Consider the following 16,330-nt stretch of genomic DNA (forward strand, 5'->3'; position numbering starts at 1 on the left):
CGAGTGATTTCCCTTACAAAACGTTTTGTTATCTTACAGTTTTGTCATTTTTCTCATCAATGTATGATATTCTTCATCTTTTGCAAATTGGAACGTGAATGTTGTCCCTTCTCCTTCAGCCGATTGAACATACATTCCATGATGTAAATTATCGCAAATTTCCTTCGTAATATATAAGCCCATCCCAGTCGCTTCTCTCGTTTTACGTCCATTTATTCCCGTAAAGAATGGGTCAAATATGCGCTTTACGTCTTGCTCTGGAATACCAATTCCATTGTCCTTAATATGTAATAACACCTTTTGATTTTTCTCTTCAATTTGAAATTGAATTTCTTTTTTCTCTACCGCTGAAATTTTGGTATACTTGATTGCGTTTACAACAATTTGACCTATAGCAATGCTCAGCCATTTTCTATCAGATGCAACCATACAAGTATCTTCTTCAAACATCACTTTCGGGAATACAGACGATTGAATGAAGGATTTTCGGTTTTCATTAATAATACCTCGCACGATATCTATAACATTTACTACTTCTACCTTATAATCTTTCGCAAACTGCTCTAGTCTTGCCATATGTAACGCTAAATCTAACCCATTTAGTATACGGTTATTTTCTTCACGGATACTTTCAACTGTTACTCTTGCCTCACGATGCTCTTTGCCAAACTTCTGCAACAATAATTCAATAACAGATACTGGTGTTTTCATTTGGTGAATCCATTGGTTCATAAATATCATTTGCTGTTGCTCTTTCGCATGCTGTTTATGAATTTCATTCATATATTGCTGTCTTAATAACGTAAAAGATTCAACGACCATTTCTTGCTCTGATGTATAAGATTCATCAATAAGTAAAGAGTCATGTAATGTATTTCCGCCAGTAACGTACTTTTCGATCCTCTTTAAAAACACACTCCGTTTTCGATAATCGTAAATGAGGTATACAGTAAACACAACTGTTCCTAATAAAAGTCCATATAACCACGTACTCCAATCAATGGATTTCTTTTCTAAAAGACTTTGCAACTGCAAAACGAGCCCAAATAAACAAAGGCTAACAATATAAGAAAGAATTAAAGGAAAGCGATCCACGAGGTAATTTTTAACCTTCATGCCCTTCGCCCCACTCCGTAAGAAGCGCATAACCATATCCACGTTTCGTTACAATTGCATTTTTAATGCCTAGCTCTTCTAGTTTCTTCCTTACACGTTTTACATTTACGGTTAATGTATTATCATCCACAAATGCTACTTCATCCCATAGAGCTTCTAACAGTTCTTCACGCGTTACATATTGATTCACCTGTTTCATTAAACACTCTAATAAGTAAAACTCATTTTTTGTCAGTTCAGTTTGTTGTCCCTGCCACTCAACGATATGCTGGGACGGGAATAACAACAGTCCATTTACACCTAAACAATCACTTTCAGCAGCAGAGGCATACTCTCCATAGCCACGGCGAAGCGCACTCTTCACCTTTGCCATTACGATATCTAAATGGAATGGCTTCGTAATATAATCATCGCCGCCATTTTCAATCGCCATCACTTGATCCATTTCCCCTGTTCTTGCAGAAACAAAAATAATCGGCGCATTCGATACAGTACGAATTTGACGACACCAATAAAAACCGTCAAAGTACGGTAAGTTAATATCAAGTAACACAAGATGAGGATTTATTTTTACAAACTCATCTTTTATATGACGTAAATCACTTGCTCTAAATGATTGATAGCCATACCTTTCTAAATGCTCCTCTAATATTCCCGCAATTTTCTCATCATCTTCTACAATTAATATTTTATACATGTTCTTTTTCTCCCCATAAAAGAATTCTTCTACATTTACTCCTTTTTCCATTATAAATTGAAAATTTAATTAGTGGGGATTTTTCCCTATAATAATCTAACTATTGCAATATAAAGTGATACTTTAATCAGTGGAGGTTCTACGGGCAAATAGTGGGATAAAAAAAAGACTGCCATATTTCGGCAGTCTTAATCGATAAATTCAAATTCATATTCAAGAATTTTTACAATATCTCCGTCTTTTGCACCACGTGCACGAAGCGCTTCATCAATACCCATTCCGCGCATTTGGCGAGCGAAACGACGTATAGATTCATCACGTGAGAAGTCTGTCATTTTGAATGTCTTCTCGATATCGTAACCAGAAATAACAAATGTGCCGTCACTTTCACGTGTAATTTCAAATTTAAGACTTTCAGCATCAAATTTATACATTACACTTGCTTCAGACTCTTCGACAACATCATACATTGGGAATTCTGGTGTTGTTTCTAATAAGTTCGCTACTTCAAATAGTAAATCACGAACACCTTGTTTCGTTACAGCTGAAATTGGGAAGATTTTTACTTCGTCTCCCACTTTCTCTTTAAATGCTTGTAAGTTCTCTTCTGCATCTGGCATATCCATTTTGTTTGCTACAACAACTTGCGGACGCTCTGTTAAACGCATATTGTATTCTTTTAATTCATTATTAATTGTAACATAATCTTCATATGGCTCACGGCCTTCTAAACCAGACATATCAATAACATGTACAATTACACGTGTACGCTCGATATGACGTAAGAATTGGTGTCCAAGTCCAACGCCAGCATGTGCGCCTTCAATTAGTCCAGGAAGGTCAGCCATCACGAAGCTGCGGTTATCACCAGTTTCAACAACACCAAGATTCGGAACGATTGTTGTAAAGTGATACTCTGCAATTTTCGGACGTGCTGATGATACAACAGATAATAATGTAGATTTACCTACACTTGGGAATCCAACAAGTCCAACATCTGCTAGTACTTTAAGTTCTAGAATGACATCACGTTCTTGACCTGGTTCTCCGTTCTCAGCGATTTCTGGTGCTGGGTTCGTAGCTGTTGCGAAACGTGAGTTACCACGGCCACCACGGCCACCTCTTGCGATTACAGCAGTTTGTTCATGCGTTACTAAATCGGCAAGAATTTGACCAGTTTTTTCATCTTTTACTATTGTTCCTGGTGGAACCTTTACGATTAAATCTTCAGATTTACGTCCGTGCTGACCTTTACTCATTCCGTGCTGACCGCGATCAGCTTTGAAATGACGTTGGTAGCGGAAGTCCATTAATGTACGTAAGCCTTCCTCAACTACGAAAACAACATCTGCACCTTTACCGCCGTCGCCACCTGCTGGGCCACCTTTAGGAACATACTTCTCACGACGATACGCAACCATACCGTTACCACCGTCGCCGCCTTTTACATATATCTTGACCTGATCTACAAACATTATTTCACCACACTTTTTCAATTGGTTGTAATATAACTGAGACTTCTTCGTCTCGCACTGTATAAGAAATGGAATACCATTTATTGTTTTGGGTCGCAAGCCAATTCTGTAGTTCTTCTACACTCGTTAGCTTACCACGAAAATCAAAAAAGAAACGAGCATTATCCGCGTCACATTCAATTGTGATACAAACATAATTTTCAACATATACGTCTAAACTATGCTGAAGCATCGAGAAAAATTGATTCGTCCATGTACATACAGTCTCATCTAAGTGAGATAAGTTATGTAATTTCCCTAATACTTCGTACTCCAATAAGCACGGCTGCTGTTTCCAATTATATGTTAAAATCCACTCTGAAAATAAAGGCATTGATAGCCCCATCAGATTGGATTCTTGTCTCGCTTCTTGGACAAAACGATCGATGAGACTATGAATTTCTTCCACTTTTCCAAGGGAAAGGTTTCCTTTCACCATCTGCATACGATTGAGCCAATCATGTCTTGAATGGCGCAATGCATCTATAATTGTCCATTTTTCATTCATTTAGATACCCCTTAATATAGAAAAACTCTAACCTGCACTCAGGTTAGAGTTTTCCGTGAGTTCTTATGCTTCTTGAGCAACAGGATATACGCTCACTTGTTTGCGGTCACGGCCAAGACGCTCAAAGCGTACTACGCCGTCAACTTTCGCGTATAAAGTGTCATCGCCACCACGACCAACGTTAACACCTGGATAAATTTTTGTACCGCGTTGACGGTAAAGAATTGAACCACCTGAAACCGTTTGACCATCTGCGCGTTTAGCACCAAGACGTTTTGACTGAGAGTCACGACCGTTCTTTGTACTACCTACACCTTTCTTAGATGCGAAAAACTGAAGATCTAATCTTAACATACGTTACACCTCCTGCACTTTTTCTATTAAACGGATATACTTTCCGTAATCAAGTTCGATCGTCTTAAGCGAAACAACCAATCCTTCCAAAAGTATCTGTGCTTTTTCTACTGTATGAACGTCTAAATCATTAGGCAATTCATACGTTAAGAATCCACCATCACTTCCGAGTTCAATAGTTGCCTGCACATTACAAAGTTCTTCCACTGCATTTATAGAACCAAACACAACCGCTGTAGTTCCAGCACAGACAAGGTCTTGTCCATGTGGCGCATAATCGGCATGTCCAGTCATTTTAAATGATTGGATACTTCCTAATTTCGTGCGACTTATCGTAATTTTAATCATGTTAACCTGGATTAAGCGTTGATAGCTTCAACAACTAGCTTAGTGTAAGGTTGACGATGACCTTGTTTCTTACGATTGTTCTTTTTCGCTTTGTATTTGAAAACGATAATTTTCTTAGCGCGACCTTGTTTTTCAACTTTCGCAGTAACTGTTGCACCTTCTACAACTGGGCTACCAACTTTAACGTTTTCGCCACCAACGAAAAGAACTTTGTCAAAAGTAACAGTTTCACCAGCTTCAACATCTAATTTTTCAATGTAGATTGCTTGACCAGCTTCAACTTTAATTTGTTTTCCACCTGTTTCGATAATTGCGTACATACTTGCACCTCCTCTTAATTACTAAGACTCGCCAAAAACGAGGTAGACATATATGCCTTTAGGGAACCTGTCTTGTGCGGTTGTAGCATATAGCCGTTTAGGTGCTATAAACTATAACATAAAGATGTTATCATGAATCATAGACGGTTGTCAATAAATGTTCTGCTAACTATTTTTTCCGCTCTACAATTTCTGTTTTACTTCCAAAACGGACAATTGCATACTTTTCGATCATATCATCTTTGAAATAAATTTCAAATGGAATATTTTTTTGTAATTCTTTTTGCAAAAATTGTTTTTGCAAGTCTTTAGGTGCAGCGATTAATACTGCCTCATCCTCTATATTGCCATATGTAATTAGCTCTCTCTCTAACTCATACGCAATTGTCTCATATGACATCACATACCCCGTCGCTTTGCACGGTACACATTCTTCTAGTAATACGTCGCGTAAAGAATGTTTCTTACGTTTACGTGTCATCTCTAAAATCCCTAACTCTGTAAACCCAAGCACTCTTGTATATGTGCGATCATTTTGCATAGCAGCCATGAGACATTCTCTTACCATTTCTTTATCTTCTCTTCTTTTCATATTAATAAAATCAATTAATATCATACCACCGATATCACGCAGTCTTAATTGACGTGCAATCTCTTCAGCTGCCACTTCATTTGTACGAAGGACTGTATCTTGTAAATTCTGTTTTCCAGTAAACTTGCCCGTATTCACATCAATTACAGTCATCGTCTCCATTTGTTCCACAATTAAATAAGCACCATTCGGGAGCCATACAATTTTTTGAAGTGCTTTCTCGATTTCACGCTCTATTCCAAAATGGTTAAACATTGAAGATTTTTCATTATAAAAAGATACTTTTTCTTTTCCAATCTTTTCCTCTAATTCTTTTACTATACTTCTTGTATCTACAACTACTTTTTCAATTGTTTCAATCGGATTCTCTTGGAATACACGATCTAAAAAGGTGGCCGGTCGATGAAGTAATAACGGCGCCTTTCCTTGGCCCTCTTTTCTTTTTAGCTCTTCATATAACTGCTGTAACATTTGCATTTCAGCTTGTATTTCTTCAATCGCTCCTTTTTCAGAAGCAGAGCGGAAAATGTAACCCCCTGTTCCTTCTACCTCAATTTGGAGTAACTGTTGTCTTTTTTTATTATTTTTTATTTTCCGAGAAACAGCGCGCATCTCATCAAACGGCATATAAACGACATATTTCCCGGTAAATTCTATATTCGCTGTCAATTTAGGCCCTTTCGTATCAATTGCCTCTTTCACAACTTGTACGAGAATCGCTTGCCCTTCATGTATACGATAACAAGATGGTACATCATCGTATGAAAGGTACGCATGTTTTTCTAAACCGATGTTTACAAATGCTGCGTTCATTCCAGCGATTGTTCTTACGATACGTCCGGCATAAATATGCCCAACAATCTCTTGCTCTTCATTACGTTTCCATAAAAACTCAACAATTTTTTTCTTCTCTTCAATTGCAACGCGCTTTTCCGATCCAGCGTAATTCACATATAACGTTTTCAAAATTATTTCCTCACTTTATAATCTTCTTTGCTTTTACAATAATAAAAGGTTAGTGCTATCGTCAACACTAACCGATTAATTCTTCAACTGATGAAGTTGTTCGTTTTTCAGTAAAATATGCATAGAGCAGTTCATTTTCATCTAATGTGTAATGTTCTTTATATTTTCCATGGACGATAATAGAGTGCTTATATCCTCTACGAAATTTTGTGAATATCTTATATAAATGATCTTCTGATTGCACTTCAATAGGTGCAATCTTTTCAATTCCTCTTTTGTTCCCATAATAACGTTCTAATAAAAAACGCATAAAGGCATACCGTCTTTGTTTCCACTCTTGATATAACGACACTGCCAAAAACATGAGTAGTACCCACATCATAATATTATTGCTATTCCAGAGTAACTGCCATCCTAATATTACACCAAAAAAAACACATGACAATTTCATCATCTTTTCATGTGCTTGTAAATAAGGAAAACGATATGATAGTATATTAAACAATACTTTCCCGCCATCTAACGGCCAAATAGGGAGTAAATTAAACGCTAAAATAATTATATTATTCCACATAAAGAAATAATATAAATCCGCGTTCAGCCAACCGGCTTCAAATAATATATAACCTACTAGCATCATCCAAACATGTTGAATCGGTCCTGCAATTACGACAACAAGTTCCTCTTTCAACGACTTATTACCATGTTCCTCAAGCTCAGCCACGCCACCAAACGGCAAAAGCTGAATTTTTTTTATACGCCAATTATAGTGCGCTGCTGCAAGAGCATGCCCAAGTTCATGAATAAGAACAATACAAAATAACAGTATTAATTCTTTAAAACGTGCAGTAAAAATACCAATGACAATGATAACCCAAAATAATGGATGCACGGAAATTTTCGTTAAAACGTCCCTATATTTAATCAAATGATATCACCTGGATCGGATCAATAAATTTTTCATTCTTTTTTATCGCGAAATAAAACTTTCCATTTTTATCATTTGTATCATTACTCACCGTTCCAATTTTTTGTTTCTTTGAAACGTAATCATATAATTTCACTGACATATCGTTTAAGTTTGCATACCATGACTCCGTACCATCTGCATGTTGAATTTGAACTGTATTTCCAAGTTCCTCTTTCTTACCCGCAAAAACAACTAATCCTTCATTCACTGACTCAACTGTTGCATTTGTAGCTGTTTGGACAAATACACCTTGGCCATTTTTTTGAAACCCTTGCATTACTTTTCCAGAAGCAGGAATTGCATAATTTTTTTGCTGAATACTTCCTTCTTTTTTCTCATTCGGTGAATAAAATACAAGCGGTTTTCCAAATTGCTTTTCATACCATTTCGCTACAGTAGCAAACTGAAATTCCTCTTTCATCACTTTTTCTGTAACAGCTTTAGCACCATCGAACGAAGACGGGGCATTCTTATATAAAATAGCAACCGAAAGAACTAATATTGCTGATAATAAAACTTTGAAGAAAAAGACTTCCTTTCGAAATAAAGGGTGAATTTCCTTTTCTCCTTCTTCAATAAATACTGTTTCGCTACCAAAATTCCCTCCGGTAAAATACTGCTCTTCCTCCATCCTTTCTTGCTCGGCCTTCCTTTTCGCAATCCGCTTTTTAATTTCTTCTACGCGTCTATTCTTCATACTGTCTCCTTTCTTTCCGTAAGCTAATTTCAATAGAAACAGTTGTATACAGTTTGTACATGTGTATGAGCTAAGAAAGAAAGATATTCGTGTGAAGAAAAAAGAAAACACTTCGCATATGTGCGAAGTGCTTTTAACGGATTCCAAAGAAGTTTTTTACCTTTGCAAATACCGATACCTTTTCTTGTTCAAATGCTTGTAATGGTACATTCTCACCCAACAAGCGTCTTGCGATATTACGATAAGCCAACGCTGCTTTTCCGCTTGGTTGCAACGCCACAGGTTCACCTGTATTTGTAGCTCGAATAACTTCATCGTCATCTTCGACAACACCAAGAAGCTCGATTGACAATGTACGTACAATTTCATCAACATCTAACATATCCTGTTCATGAAGCATATGACTACGTACACGGTTAATAACAAGTTTTGGTGGTTCAATATCCTCTTTTTCTAAAAGCCCAATAATACGATCCGCATCGCGCATTGAGGATACTTCTGGCGTCGTAACAACGATTGCTTTATCCGCACCAGCTACCGCATTTTTAAATCCCTGCTCAATCCCCGCAGGACAATCAATTAATATGTAATCATAATCTTGACGTAATACTTGTATTAATTCATCCATTTGTTCAGGTGTTACCGCTGATTTATCACTCGTTTGTGCTGCAGGTAATAAATAAAGATCATCAAAACGTTTATCTTTAATAAGAGCCTGAGGTAAACGGCAACGCCCTTCAACGACATCAACAAGATCAAATACAATACGATTTTCCAGCCCCATTACTACGTCTAAATTTCGAAGACCGATATCTGTGTCAATTAAGCACACTTTCTTTCCAGATAACGCTAGGGCCGTACCAATGTTCGCAGACGTTGTAGTTTTACCTACTCCGCCTTTTCCAGATGTAATTACTATTGCCTCTCCCACAGCTATACAATTCCCCTTTCTAACTTTGTTAAATTAGGTCTAAGATGAGTGAGAAGTTGCAGGCGATCGACAACAATGTGATTGTTCTCATTAATATACGCACATTCTGCCGCCTCCGCTCCGTCTTCTTTCTCTTCCGGAGCCCGCATTGCCACATCACTAATTCGAAGTTGCATCGGGTTCATAACAGATGCAGCGATTACAGCATCCGAATCCCCATAATACCCAGCATGTGCAATTCCTCTTAATGATCCTACAACAAAAATATTCCCCCCAGCGATAACCGTTCCGCCTGGATTAACATCTCCAATTAACAACAAATTTCCTTTTACATGTAAAACTTGTCCAGAGCGAACAATTTTGGAAATAGGGACAATTTCTGTTTCTTCTTTCCAAGCTATTGCTTCTGCTTTAGTGATAACATCACTTTTAATTGAATCCACAACAAGATTCTTTTTATTACGAATTAACGTACGAATCTCTTCTTGTTGGACTTCTGTTAAATAACGATTTCCTACTTTCACATGCACTTCAATTAAAGAGCGTCCATCACCATCGTAGTAATGTGTAGAAAGTTTTTCGTCTAATTCTATCAACAATTCAGAGAATGAACAACAATCATCTAAATGAAGCGTTATCCCATCTTTTGTCCCTTTTATCGTTACATTTTGTTGCTTTTTTTCTTCCACTAAAGTTCACCCCACCGATTCAATTCGACATAAAATTAGAAAATCCTTTTTTCTTTTTCTTCCATCGCTTTTGAAAGACGCAATATATATCGTCTCAGTGGGAAACAAACTATCAACAAGAAAATAGCATTTAACAATAAAGTAGCAAGGAGACGATCTGTGAAAAAGACATACGCTGGCATATGAGTACGTCCCAACAAAGTTAAAAATCCATACACATAATACTCTAGTGCTACAACGCTAGCTAATATGATGGAAACAACAATAAATAAATTCAATTGCAGTACTTTCATCACACTATAAACTAAATAAGCTAAAATCGGATAAGCAAAAATATATATACCGACAAGTTCTGTGTATACGGTATCAAATAAGAAACCAAATAATAGTCCGTAATAAATCCCTTGGACCGGACTATAATACACTGTAATAAAACATAAGACGATTATAAAGAAATGCGGTGCTGCTATACTCTCTTTCCAAAACACATTTGTTGGAACAATGGTAGCAAACATATTTTCAAATAGAAACACAAAAAGGAGCAAAAGAGGAAGAGCTGCTCTTTTTAAAATCTTCATCATCTCTTCTCTCCCTCCTATTCTAATGGCGCTGAAGGCTTTTTACGTTTAGCAACCATAATATGCTCTACGTCATTTAAATCAGCGGCAGGTTTTACATAAGCTGTTTTTGTTAAGCCGTATGCATCTGGTTGTACATCAACGATTTTCCCAATTACAAGACCTTTCGGGAAAATATCACCTAGTCCAGATGTTACAACCATTTGATCTTTTTCTACTTTTGCATCAGAACCAATCTTTGTGAAAAGAAGTAAGTGTTTTTCTTTGTCGTAACCTTCAATTAAACCAAAGATATTTTCTTGCCCTTGTACAATAGCAGATACACGATTTGTTCGGCTCATAGAGCTTAATAACTCTACTGATGATGTAAACTGAGATACACTTTTCACACGTCCAACTAAACCTTGTGAAGTCATAACAGCCATATCTTTTTTAATTCCTTGCTGTGCCCCTTTATCAATTCCAATTAAATCGTACCATTTATCTGAACTACGAGAAACAACAGTAGCTGGAATCTCAGTATAATCGCTCAGCAACTCCTTTTTTCCAGTTAACTCTTGTAACTTCTTGTTATCATCTTCTAATTGTTTTACTTTCCCTGATAGACCTGCATAATTATCTAATTTTGCTTTTAATTCTTTATTCTCTTCATACGTGCGCTTTACATCCTCTACATTTTCGAAGAATCCAGCTACGTATTTCGCTGGCTTTTGGAATACACGTTCTACAACACCGACAGTGTCTTTAACAAACTGCTCTGGCCATGTTAAACTGTTCCGTTCTTTCAATGAGATTCCAATCAATGCCACGAGAAGAATAATACTAACTAACAAAACAATTAATCTTTTGTTTAAGAAAAACTGTGGCACGTTCACACCCTCTTAATTTCACTGATTTTTATTTTGCAATATTATCGAGCAGCAGTTTTGAAAAGATCGATATTGTCTAATGCTTTACCTGTTCCAATTGCTACGCAATCTAATGGGTCTTCTGCAACAAGAACTGGCATTTTTGTTTCTTCACTAATTACTTTATCTAAATTACGTAGTAATGCCCCGCCACCTGTTAATACAATACCGCGGTCCATAATATCAGCTGCTAATTCAGGTGGAGTTTTTTCTAGTGTATTTTTAACTGATTCTACAATCGCATCTACTGTATCTTTTAATGCATCTGCAATTTCTTCTGGCTGAATTAGTACTGTTTTTGGTAAACCACTTACTAAATCACGACCGCGAATTTCCATAGGCTCGATACCTTCTGGCTCGCCTGCAGAACCGATTTCTAATTTTAATGCTTCAGCTGTTCTTTCACCGATCATTAAGTTATAGCTTTTCTTAATGTACTGAATGATTGAATCGTCCATATCATCACCAGCAACACGAACTGACTGACTTGTTACAATACCTCCTAAAGAAATAATTGCAACTTCTGTTGTACCACCACCGATATCAACTACCATACTACCAGTTGGTTCCCAAACAGGTAAGTTTGCACCAATTGCTGCTGCAAATGGCTCTTCGATAGGATAAGCATCACGAGCACCCGCTTGACGAGTCGCATCGATTACTGCACGTCTTTCTACAGCTGTAATACCAGATGGTACACATACCATTACATACGGCTTACGTGAGAAGAAACCGTTTGATTTTTGAGCTTGTTGAATGTAATATTTCATCATTGTTGCAGTTGTTTCATAATCAGCAATTACACCGTCTTTCATCGGGCGAAGTGCCACAACGTTCCCTGGTGTACGACCAATCATTTGTTTTGCGTCGCTACCTACAGCAACGATTTGTTTCGTATCAGTTTGTAACGCAACTACTGAAGGTTCACGTAAAACTACACCTTTTCCTTTTACATATACAAGCGTGTTCGCAGTTCCTAAGTCTATTCCAAGATCGCGAGTAAATCCACCAAATCCAAACATATTATTTATCTTCCTTTCTTGTTTTCACGGACTCATTTTTTCTTACTTTATATTATAAAAACAGTACGTTTTTTATATCTTTATCCTTTTTGTAGATAAATTTCTACAAAAAACTCATAAATCACATTATAAAACAAAATAAGTAAAAAGCATAGTCTTAAATATGACCTTTTTCCTTTAAACTCACGAATTTATGGTCACCTATTATAATATGATCTAGCACTTCAATTCCGATAATCTGGCCGCATTCTACTAAACGTTTTGTTACTTCAATATCTTCACGGCTCGGCGTGGGATCTCCTGAGGGATGGTTATGAAGACATATAATAGAGGCTGCTGCACGACGGAAGGCTTCTTTAAAAACTTCCCTGGGGTGTACAATTGACGTGTTTAAACTTCCAATAAAAATCGTTTGCCTATGTAGAACTTGATTTTTTGTATTTAAATATAAACAAACAAAATGCTCTTGTTGTAAAAAACGCATTTCTTCCATCATGTATTTCGCACAATCTTCTGGACTTCGAATACTATATCTATTTTGATATTCTAAACGCACCATTCTTCTGCCTAGTTCAAAGGCTGCCATAAGTTGCGATGCCTTTGAAATCCCAATACCATGTATACTAATTAGCTCTTCTAATGTTGCATCTTTCAACATACGTAAGCCATCAAATTGGTGTAAAATTTTATCTGATAACTTTAACACTGTTTCTTCTTTAGAACCTGTTCTGAGTAATACTGCGAGAAGCTCTCGATTTGATAAACTTCCGGCACCTTCTAACAATAAACGCTCCCGTGGCTGTTCTTCTCTTACAACATCACGAATACCGTTCATCTCTCCACTCCTTTATTTGTTCTCTCAAAGAAAACCCCATGCAATTTTACGCATGGGTTACATCAATATCAAATTGTTTTAATTCCCTAACGAGACGTGCAATTGGTAAGCCAACTACACTATAGTAGTCCCCTTGAATATTTTGAACGAAAATAGATCCTTTACCTTGAATCCCATAACTACCGGCTTTATCAAGAGGTTCTTTCGACGTGACGTATGTATCAATTTCCTCTTCTGTTAGCTCCCAAAACGTAACTTCTGTACGCTCATAAAAAGTAACCGTTTTTTCTTTTGATATAATCGCAACACCTGTATACACTTCATGTGTTTTCCCTGATAGTAATTGTAACATCTCTTTCGCCTCATCCTCATTAGAAGGCTTACCAAGAATACGCGACTCATATGTAACAATTGTATCTGCACCTAACACAATGTGATCACTATTATTTTCTGCCACCGCTGATGCTTTTTGCAAGGCAAGCGACATTACAATATCAGAAGGCGATGAATATGCACCAATTGTTTCCTCTACTTCACTTACAACGATTTCAAATGGTATGCTAGCTAACTCAAGCAATTCCTTCCTCCGAGGTGATCCTGAAGCTAAAATTATTTTTTTCATATTTTCTCCTTCCTTTCTCACATGAAGCAGAACAATTTATATCAATCGTATCAAAGGAATAGTTTGTCCACAAATGAAAGAAATATTAATTTCTCTAACTAAAATAACAATTCTTTATTGCATACGATTATATTCCTGTCATAGAGAAAGCACTTTGCTCTAAATTCAAAAGAAAAGAAAGAAGTACATGTACTTCTTTCTTACTCATTTTATTATCCTATCATTTCACTTTCTACGAAACAATTTTTTCATACGAAAGTAGGCCATCAATAATAACTTGATTTAATTTCACCAAAGATTCCTTATCCATTTTCCCATCTTTTACTGTTTGTACAGCTACCGACGTATACATATACAGTTTCTTTGCTTCTTCTTGCTTCATACTTTTCCCCTCTTTTTCAATCGCTTTCCATTCTTTTTCAATCGCTTCTATATCTTTTGCGCTGCTTTTTCCACCAACTTGTACACTAGAAGCATATTTTGCTAAATGAGTGTATAATGGCTGCACTTTTGTTAAAAATGTTCCTACTTCTTTATCATCTTTCAGCAACGCTTTATCTGTTATATCCCAGTTCTTTTTTAAAACGGAGACACCATCATTTTTATACTGAGTCATTAATTGATTTATAGCCTGTTCATCGCTAGCAATACCAACAACTATTGCATACTTATCCCCGCTCGGTCTCAAAGCTCCAATGCCCCCATTGCCTTTCCATTCTTCAAGAGCTGCTCGTCCCTTTTCTTCAGAAGAATAAAGCCCCCCTTGAACAAAAAATAATTTCATCGGATCCAATGACGCTCCTGCCTGTGCTTTTTGTTTTTCTTCTTTTGGTTCTGATGTTTGTCCTGCCGTTCCACCCACCTTTGATTCTCCATTCCCAGTCGGCTTGGAAGCTGTTACTTCACTTCCTCCTGTCGTTCCTTGTCCGGTGAGTAAATGAAGCATCCCCATTCCAAACGCCGTACCGATAATAATTGCGGTTGCAACGATTGCAATTAATGTATTACTCCACTTCTTTCGGTATTTTTCCACAGACATCGATTTCGCTTTTTGAAACGGAACAACATTTCTCGGTCGTTCACCTTCTACTACCATCCATTCAAATTCATCTTTCTTCTTTTCCTCATACTTCGCTTCTGTTCCATTCACTTTCACTGAGATCGTTCGTGATTGCTTGTCCATACACTCACACCTCACCTCTTATCGTTGTCCGCATCATATCATATTCCTTTCACAAAAAAACGAGATATTTGTCAGAGAAATTCGCCAAATAACCCTATATATTTATCTTATATGTATGCTTTTGACTTCATTTGTAGAACAAAAAACTAGATAGCAAAGACTATCTAGTTTTTCTCGCGAATATATTTTCGAACTTCAGAAATGAAATAAAGAGAACCTGTTATGATGAAAACATCATTTTCTCCTATCATTTCAACTTTTGTATCAATTGCCTCTTTCCAATTTTCAAAAACTAATTTTGATTCTTTTTGTGAATATGATGCAAGTTTATCAGCAGAGATAGCACGATCAAAGGCGAATGTTGTAAAAATAATTTCATCTGCAATGGTTTCTAATTGGCCTACCATGTTATGCAATTGTTTATCACCAAGGGCAGTAAATAAAACTATTACATTTTTATCTTTGTAATGCGCTTCTACTGTTTTCACAAGGCTTTCAATACCTTCTGGATTATGGGCACCATCTATAATAATATCCGGGTTACTTTGCAGCTTTTCAAAGCGCCCAATCCAATACGCTTCCCGTAATCCCGTTCTTATTTCCTCTTCCTCAATTAAAAATGATAGATATGTTTTTACATACATGACTGCCATAAGTGCTAGCGCTGCATTTCCTACTTGATGAATGCCTTTCATTGAGATTTGCAAATCTTCAAATGCGGCAAAAGGACAAGTAAAATCAAACTGTTCCCCATCTTCTTTAGACTGCTTATGTAACGCTGTAAAATGCTTGTCAAGTTCGTATAGGTTTGCATGGTTTTCCTTTGCAACATTTTGAATGACTTCCAAAGCTTCTTCGTCCTGCACACCAGTAATTACCGGCACACCAGATTTAATAATCCCCGCCTTTTCATATGCAATTTCTCCTAGTGTATTCCCTAAAATATGCATATGATCGTGACCGATATTCGTAATAATCGTGAGAACAGGGTGTATAACATTAGTAGAATCAAAACGTCCACCAAGCCCTGTTTCAAATAAAACAACATCACAGAAATTGACTTTACCGAAATAACAAATTGCCATAACAGTAATAATTTCAAACTCCGTCGCTTCCCCTAAATCCGTCTCATCTAGTTTTTCCACGACTTGTTTTACCATCTTTACAAGTTCAGTAATCTCTTCATCTGCAATTGGTGTCCCATTCACACTAATGCGTTCATTAAATGTTTCGATATAAGGAGAGGTGAACGTTCCTACCTTATATTTCGCGCCTTCTAACATGTAGCGCATATATGTTAACGTTGAACCTTTTCCATTTGTACCAGCAAGATGAACACATTTTATATGACGCTCTGGATTTCCGAGTTCTTCTAGCATCCATCTCATTCTTTCTAATCCTGGCTTAATTCCAAATTTCAATCGGCTATGAATCCACCCTATCGCTTCTTCGTATGTATGTATCACGTATGCTTTTCCCC

General features: G+C 36.8%; 19 protein-coding genes and 1 other annotated feature. All 19 genes read right to left on the minus strand.

The window, feature by feature from the left end:
- Positions 1 to 33: 33 nt before the first annotated feature.
- On the minus strand, positions 34 to 1,116 hold the full coding sequence (locus tag AC0ONG_RS20910; RefSeq protein ID WP_000865417.1) for a HAMP domain-containing histidine kinase: 1,083 nt from the start codon (positions 1,114 to 1,116) through the stop codon (positions 34 to 36).
- Positions 1,106 to 1,813 (minus strand): response regulator transcription factor, encoded by a 708-nt coding sequence (locus AC0ONG_RS20915; protein ID WP_002082113.1) that lies wholly within the window; start codon positions 1,811 to 1,813, stop codon positions 1,106 to 1,108. Before AC0ONG_RS20915 ends, AC0ONG_RS20910 begins: the two co-directional genes overlap by 11 nt.
- A gap of 188 nt (positions 1,814 to 2,001) precedes the next feature.
- On the minus strand, positions 2,002 to 3,288 hold the full coding sequence (gene obgE / locus AC0ONG_RS20920; RefSeq protein WP_000497121.1) for a GTPase ObgE: 1,287 nt from the start codon (positions 3,286 to 3,288) through the stop codon (positions 2,002 to 2,004).
- 4 nt (positions 3,289 to 3,292) lie between these two features.
- Positions 3,293 to 3,835 carry a sporulation initiation phosphotransferase B gene (locus AC0ONG_RS20925; RefSeq protein ID WP_001003585.1) on the minus strand — a complete coding sequence of 181 codons (543 nt, stop codon included), beginning with the start codon at positions 3,833 to 3,835 and terminating at the stop codon, positions 3,293 to 3,295.
- A 63-nt stretch (positions 3,836 to 3,898) separates the two neighbouring features.
- Positions 3,899 to 4,189: a 50S ribosomal protein L27 gene (gene rpmA, locus AC0ONG_RS20930; protein WP_000944957.1), complete on the minus strand. Its 291-nt coding sequence runs from the start codon at positions 4,187 to 4,189 to the stop codon at positions 3,899 to 3,901.
- A 3-nt stretch (positions 4,190 to 4,192) separates the two neighbouring features.
- Positions 4,193 to 4,537: a ribosomal-processing cysteine protease Prp gene (locus AC0ONG_RS20935; RefSeq protein ID WP_002082112.1), complete on the minus strand. Its 345-nt coding sequence runs from the start codon at positions 4,535 to 4,537 to the stop codon at positions 4,193 to 4,195.
- An 11-nt stretch (positions 4,538 to 4,548) separates the two neighbouring features.
- Positions 4,549 to 4,857 (minus strand): 50S ribosomal protein L21, encoded by a 309-nt coding sequence (gene rplU / locus AC0ONG_RS20940; protein ID WP_000270907.1) that lies wholly within the window; start codon positions 4,855 to 4,857, stop codon positions 4,549 to 4,551.
- A 14-nt stretch (positions 4,858 to 4,871) separates the two neighbouring features.
- Positions 4,872 to 4,949: a sequence feature (ribosomal protein L21 leader region), on the minus strand.
- A 77-nt stretch (positions 4,950 to 5,026) separates the two neighbouring features.
- A complete protein-coding gene (locus AC0ONG_RS20945; RefSeq protein WP_017763620.1) occupies positions 5,027 to 6,415 on the minus strand; it encodes an Rne/Rng family ribonuclease in 1,389 nt (462 codons plus the stop codon).
- Between the two features lie 67 nt (positions 6,416 to 6,482).
- Complete coding sequence (spoIVFB, locus tag AC0ONG_RS20950) at positions 6,483 to 7,343, minus strand: stage IV sporulation intramembrane metalloprotease SpoIVFB (RefSeq protein WP_000599046.1); 861 nt, start codon at positions 7,341 to 7,343, stop codon at positions 6,483 to 6,485.
- Entirely contained in the window at positions 7,336 to 8,082 is a 747-nt protein-coding gene (spoIVFA, locus tag AC0ONG_RS20955; protein WP_000797477.1) for a stage IV sporulation protein SpoIVFA, read from the minus strand. The genes spoIVFB and spoIVFA overlap by 8 nt, the downstream gene beginning before the upstream one ends.
- 133 nt (positions 8,083 to 8,215) lie before the next feature.
- Entirely contained in the window at positions 8,216 to 9,013 is a 798-nt protein-coding gene (minD, locus tag AC0ONG_RS20960; RefSeq protein ID WP_000503309.1) for a septum site-determining protein MinD, read from the minus strand.
- Between the two features lie 2 nt (positions 9,014 to 9,015).
- Positions 9,016 to 9,702, minus strand: coding sequence for a septum site-determining protein MinC (gene minC, locus AC0ONG_RS20965; protein ID WP_000391514.1), 687 nt, complete (start codon positions 9,700 to 9,702; stop codon positions 9,016 to 9,018).
- A 35-nt stretch (positions 9,703 to 9,737) separates the two neighbouring features.
- Positions 9,738 to 10,283, minus strand: coding sequence for a rod shape-determining protein MreD (gene mreD, locus AC0ONG_RS20970; RefSeq protein WP_000975762.1), 546 nt, complete (start codon positions 10,281 to 10,283; stop codon positions 9,738 to 9,740).
- Between the two features lie 14 nt (positions 10,284 to 10,297).
- A complete protein-coding gene (mreC, locus tag AC0ONG_RS20975; protein ID WP_001135484.1) occupies positions 10,298 to 11,149 on the minus strand; it encodes a rod shape-determining protein MreC in 852 nt (283 codons plus the stop codon).
- 41 nt (positions 11,150 to 11,190) lie between these two features.
- Complete coding sequence (mreB, locus tag AC0ONG_RS20980) at positions 11,191 to 12,210, minus strand: cell shape-determining protein MreB (RefSeq protein ID WP_000466736.1); 1,020 nt, start codon at positions 12,208 to 12,210, stop codon at positions 11,191 to 11,193.
- 157 nt (positions 12,211 to 12,367) lie between these two features.
- Positions 12,368 to 13,045 carry a RadC family protein gene (gene radC, locus AC0ONG_RS20985; protein WP_001013396.1) on the minus strand — a complete coding sequence of 226 codons (678 nt, stop codon included), beginning with the start codon at positions 13,043 to 13,045 and terminating at the stop codon, positions 12,368 to 12,370.
- 46 nt (positions 13,046 to 13,091) lie between these two features.
- Positions 13,092 to 13,667, minus strand: coding sequence for a Maf family protein (locus AC0ONG_RS20990; protein ID WP_000720491.1), 576 nt, complete (start codon positions 13,665 to 13,667; stop codon positions 13,092 to 13,094).
- 232 nt (positions 13,668 to 13,899) lie between these two features.
- Positions 13,900 to 14,850 carry a hypothetical protein gene (locus tag AC0ONG_RS20995; protein ID WP_000360993.1) on the minus strand — a complete coding sequence of 317 codons (951 nt, stop codon included), beginning with the start codon at positions 14,848 to 14,850 and terminating at the stop codon, positions 13,900 to 13,902.
- Between the two features lie 164 nt (positions 14,851 to 15,014).
- The gene (locus AC0ONG_RS21000; protein ID WP_017763622.1) at positions 15,015 to 16,316 is read right to left on the minus strand and encodes a bifunctional folylpolyglutamate synthase/dihydrofolate synthase; all 1,302 of its coding nucleotides are present in this window, start codon (positions 16,314 to 16,316) and stop codon (positions 15,015 to 15,017) included.
- Positions 16,317 to 16,330: the final 14 nt, after the last annotated feature.

Source organism: Bacillus sp. TCT6 (genome assembly GCF_056033845.1).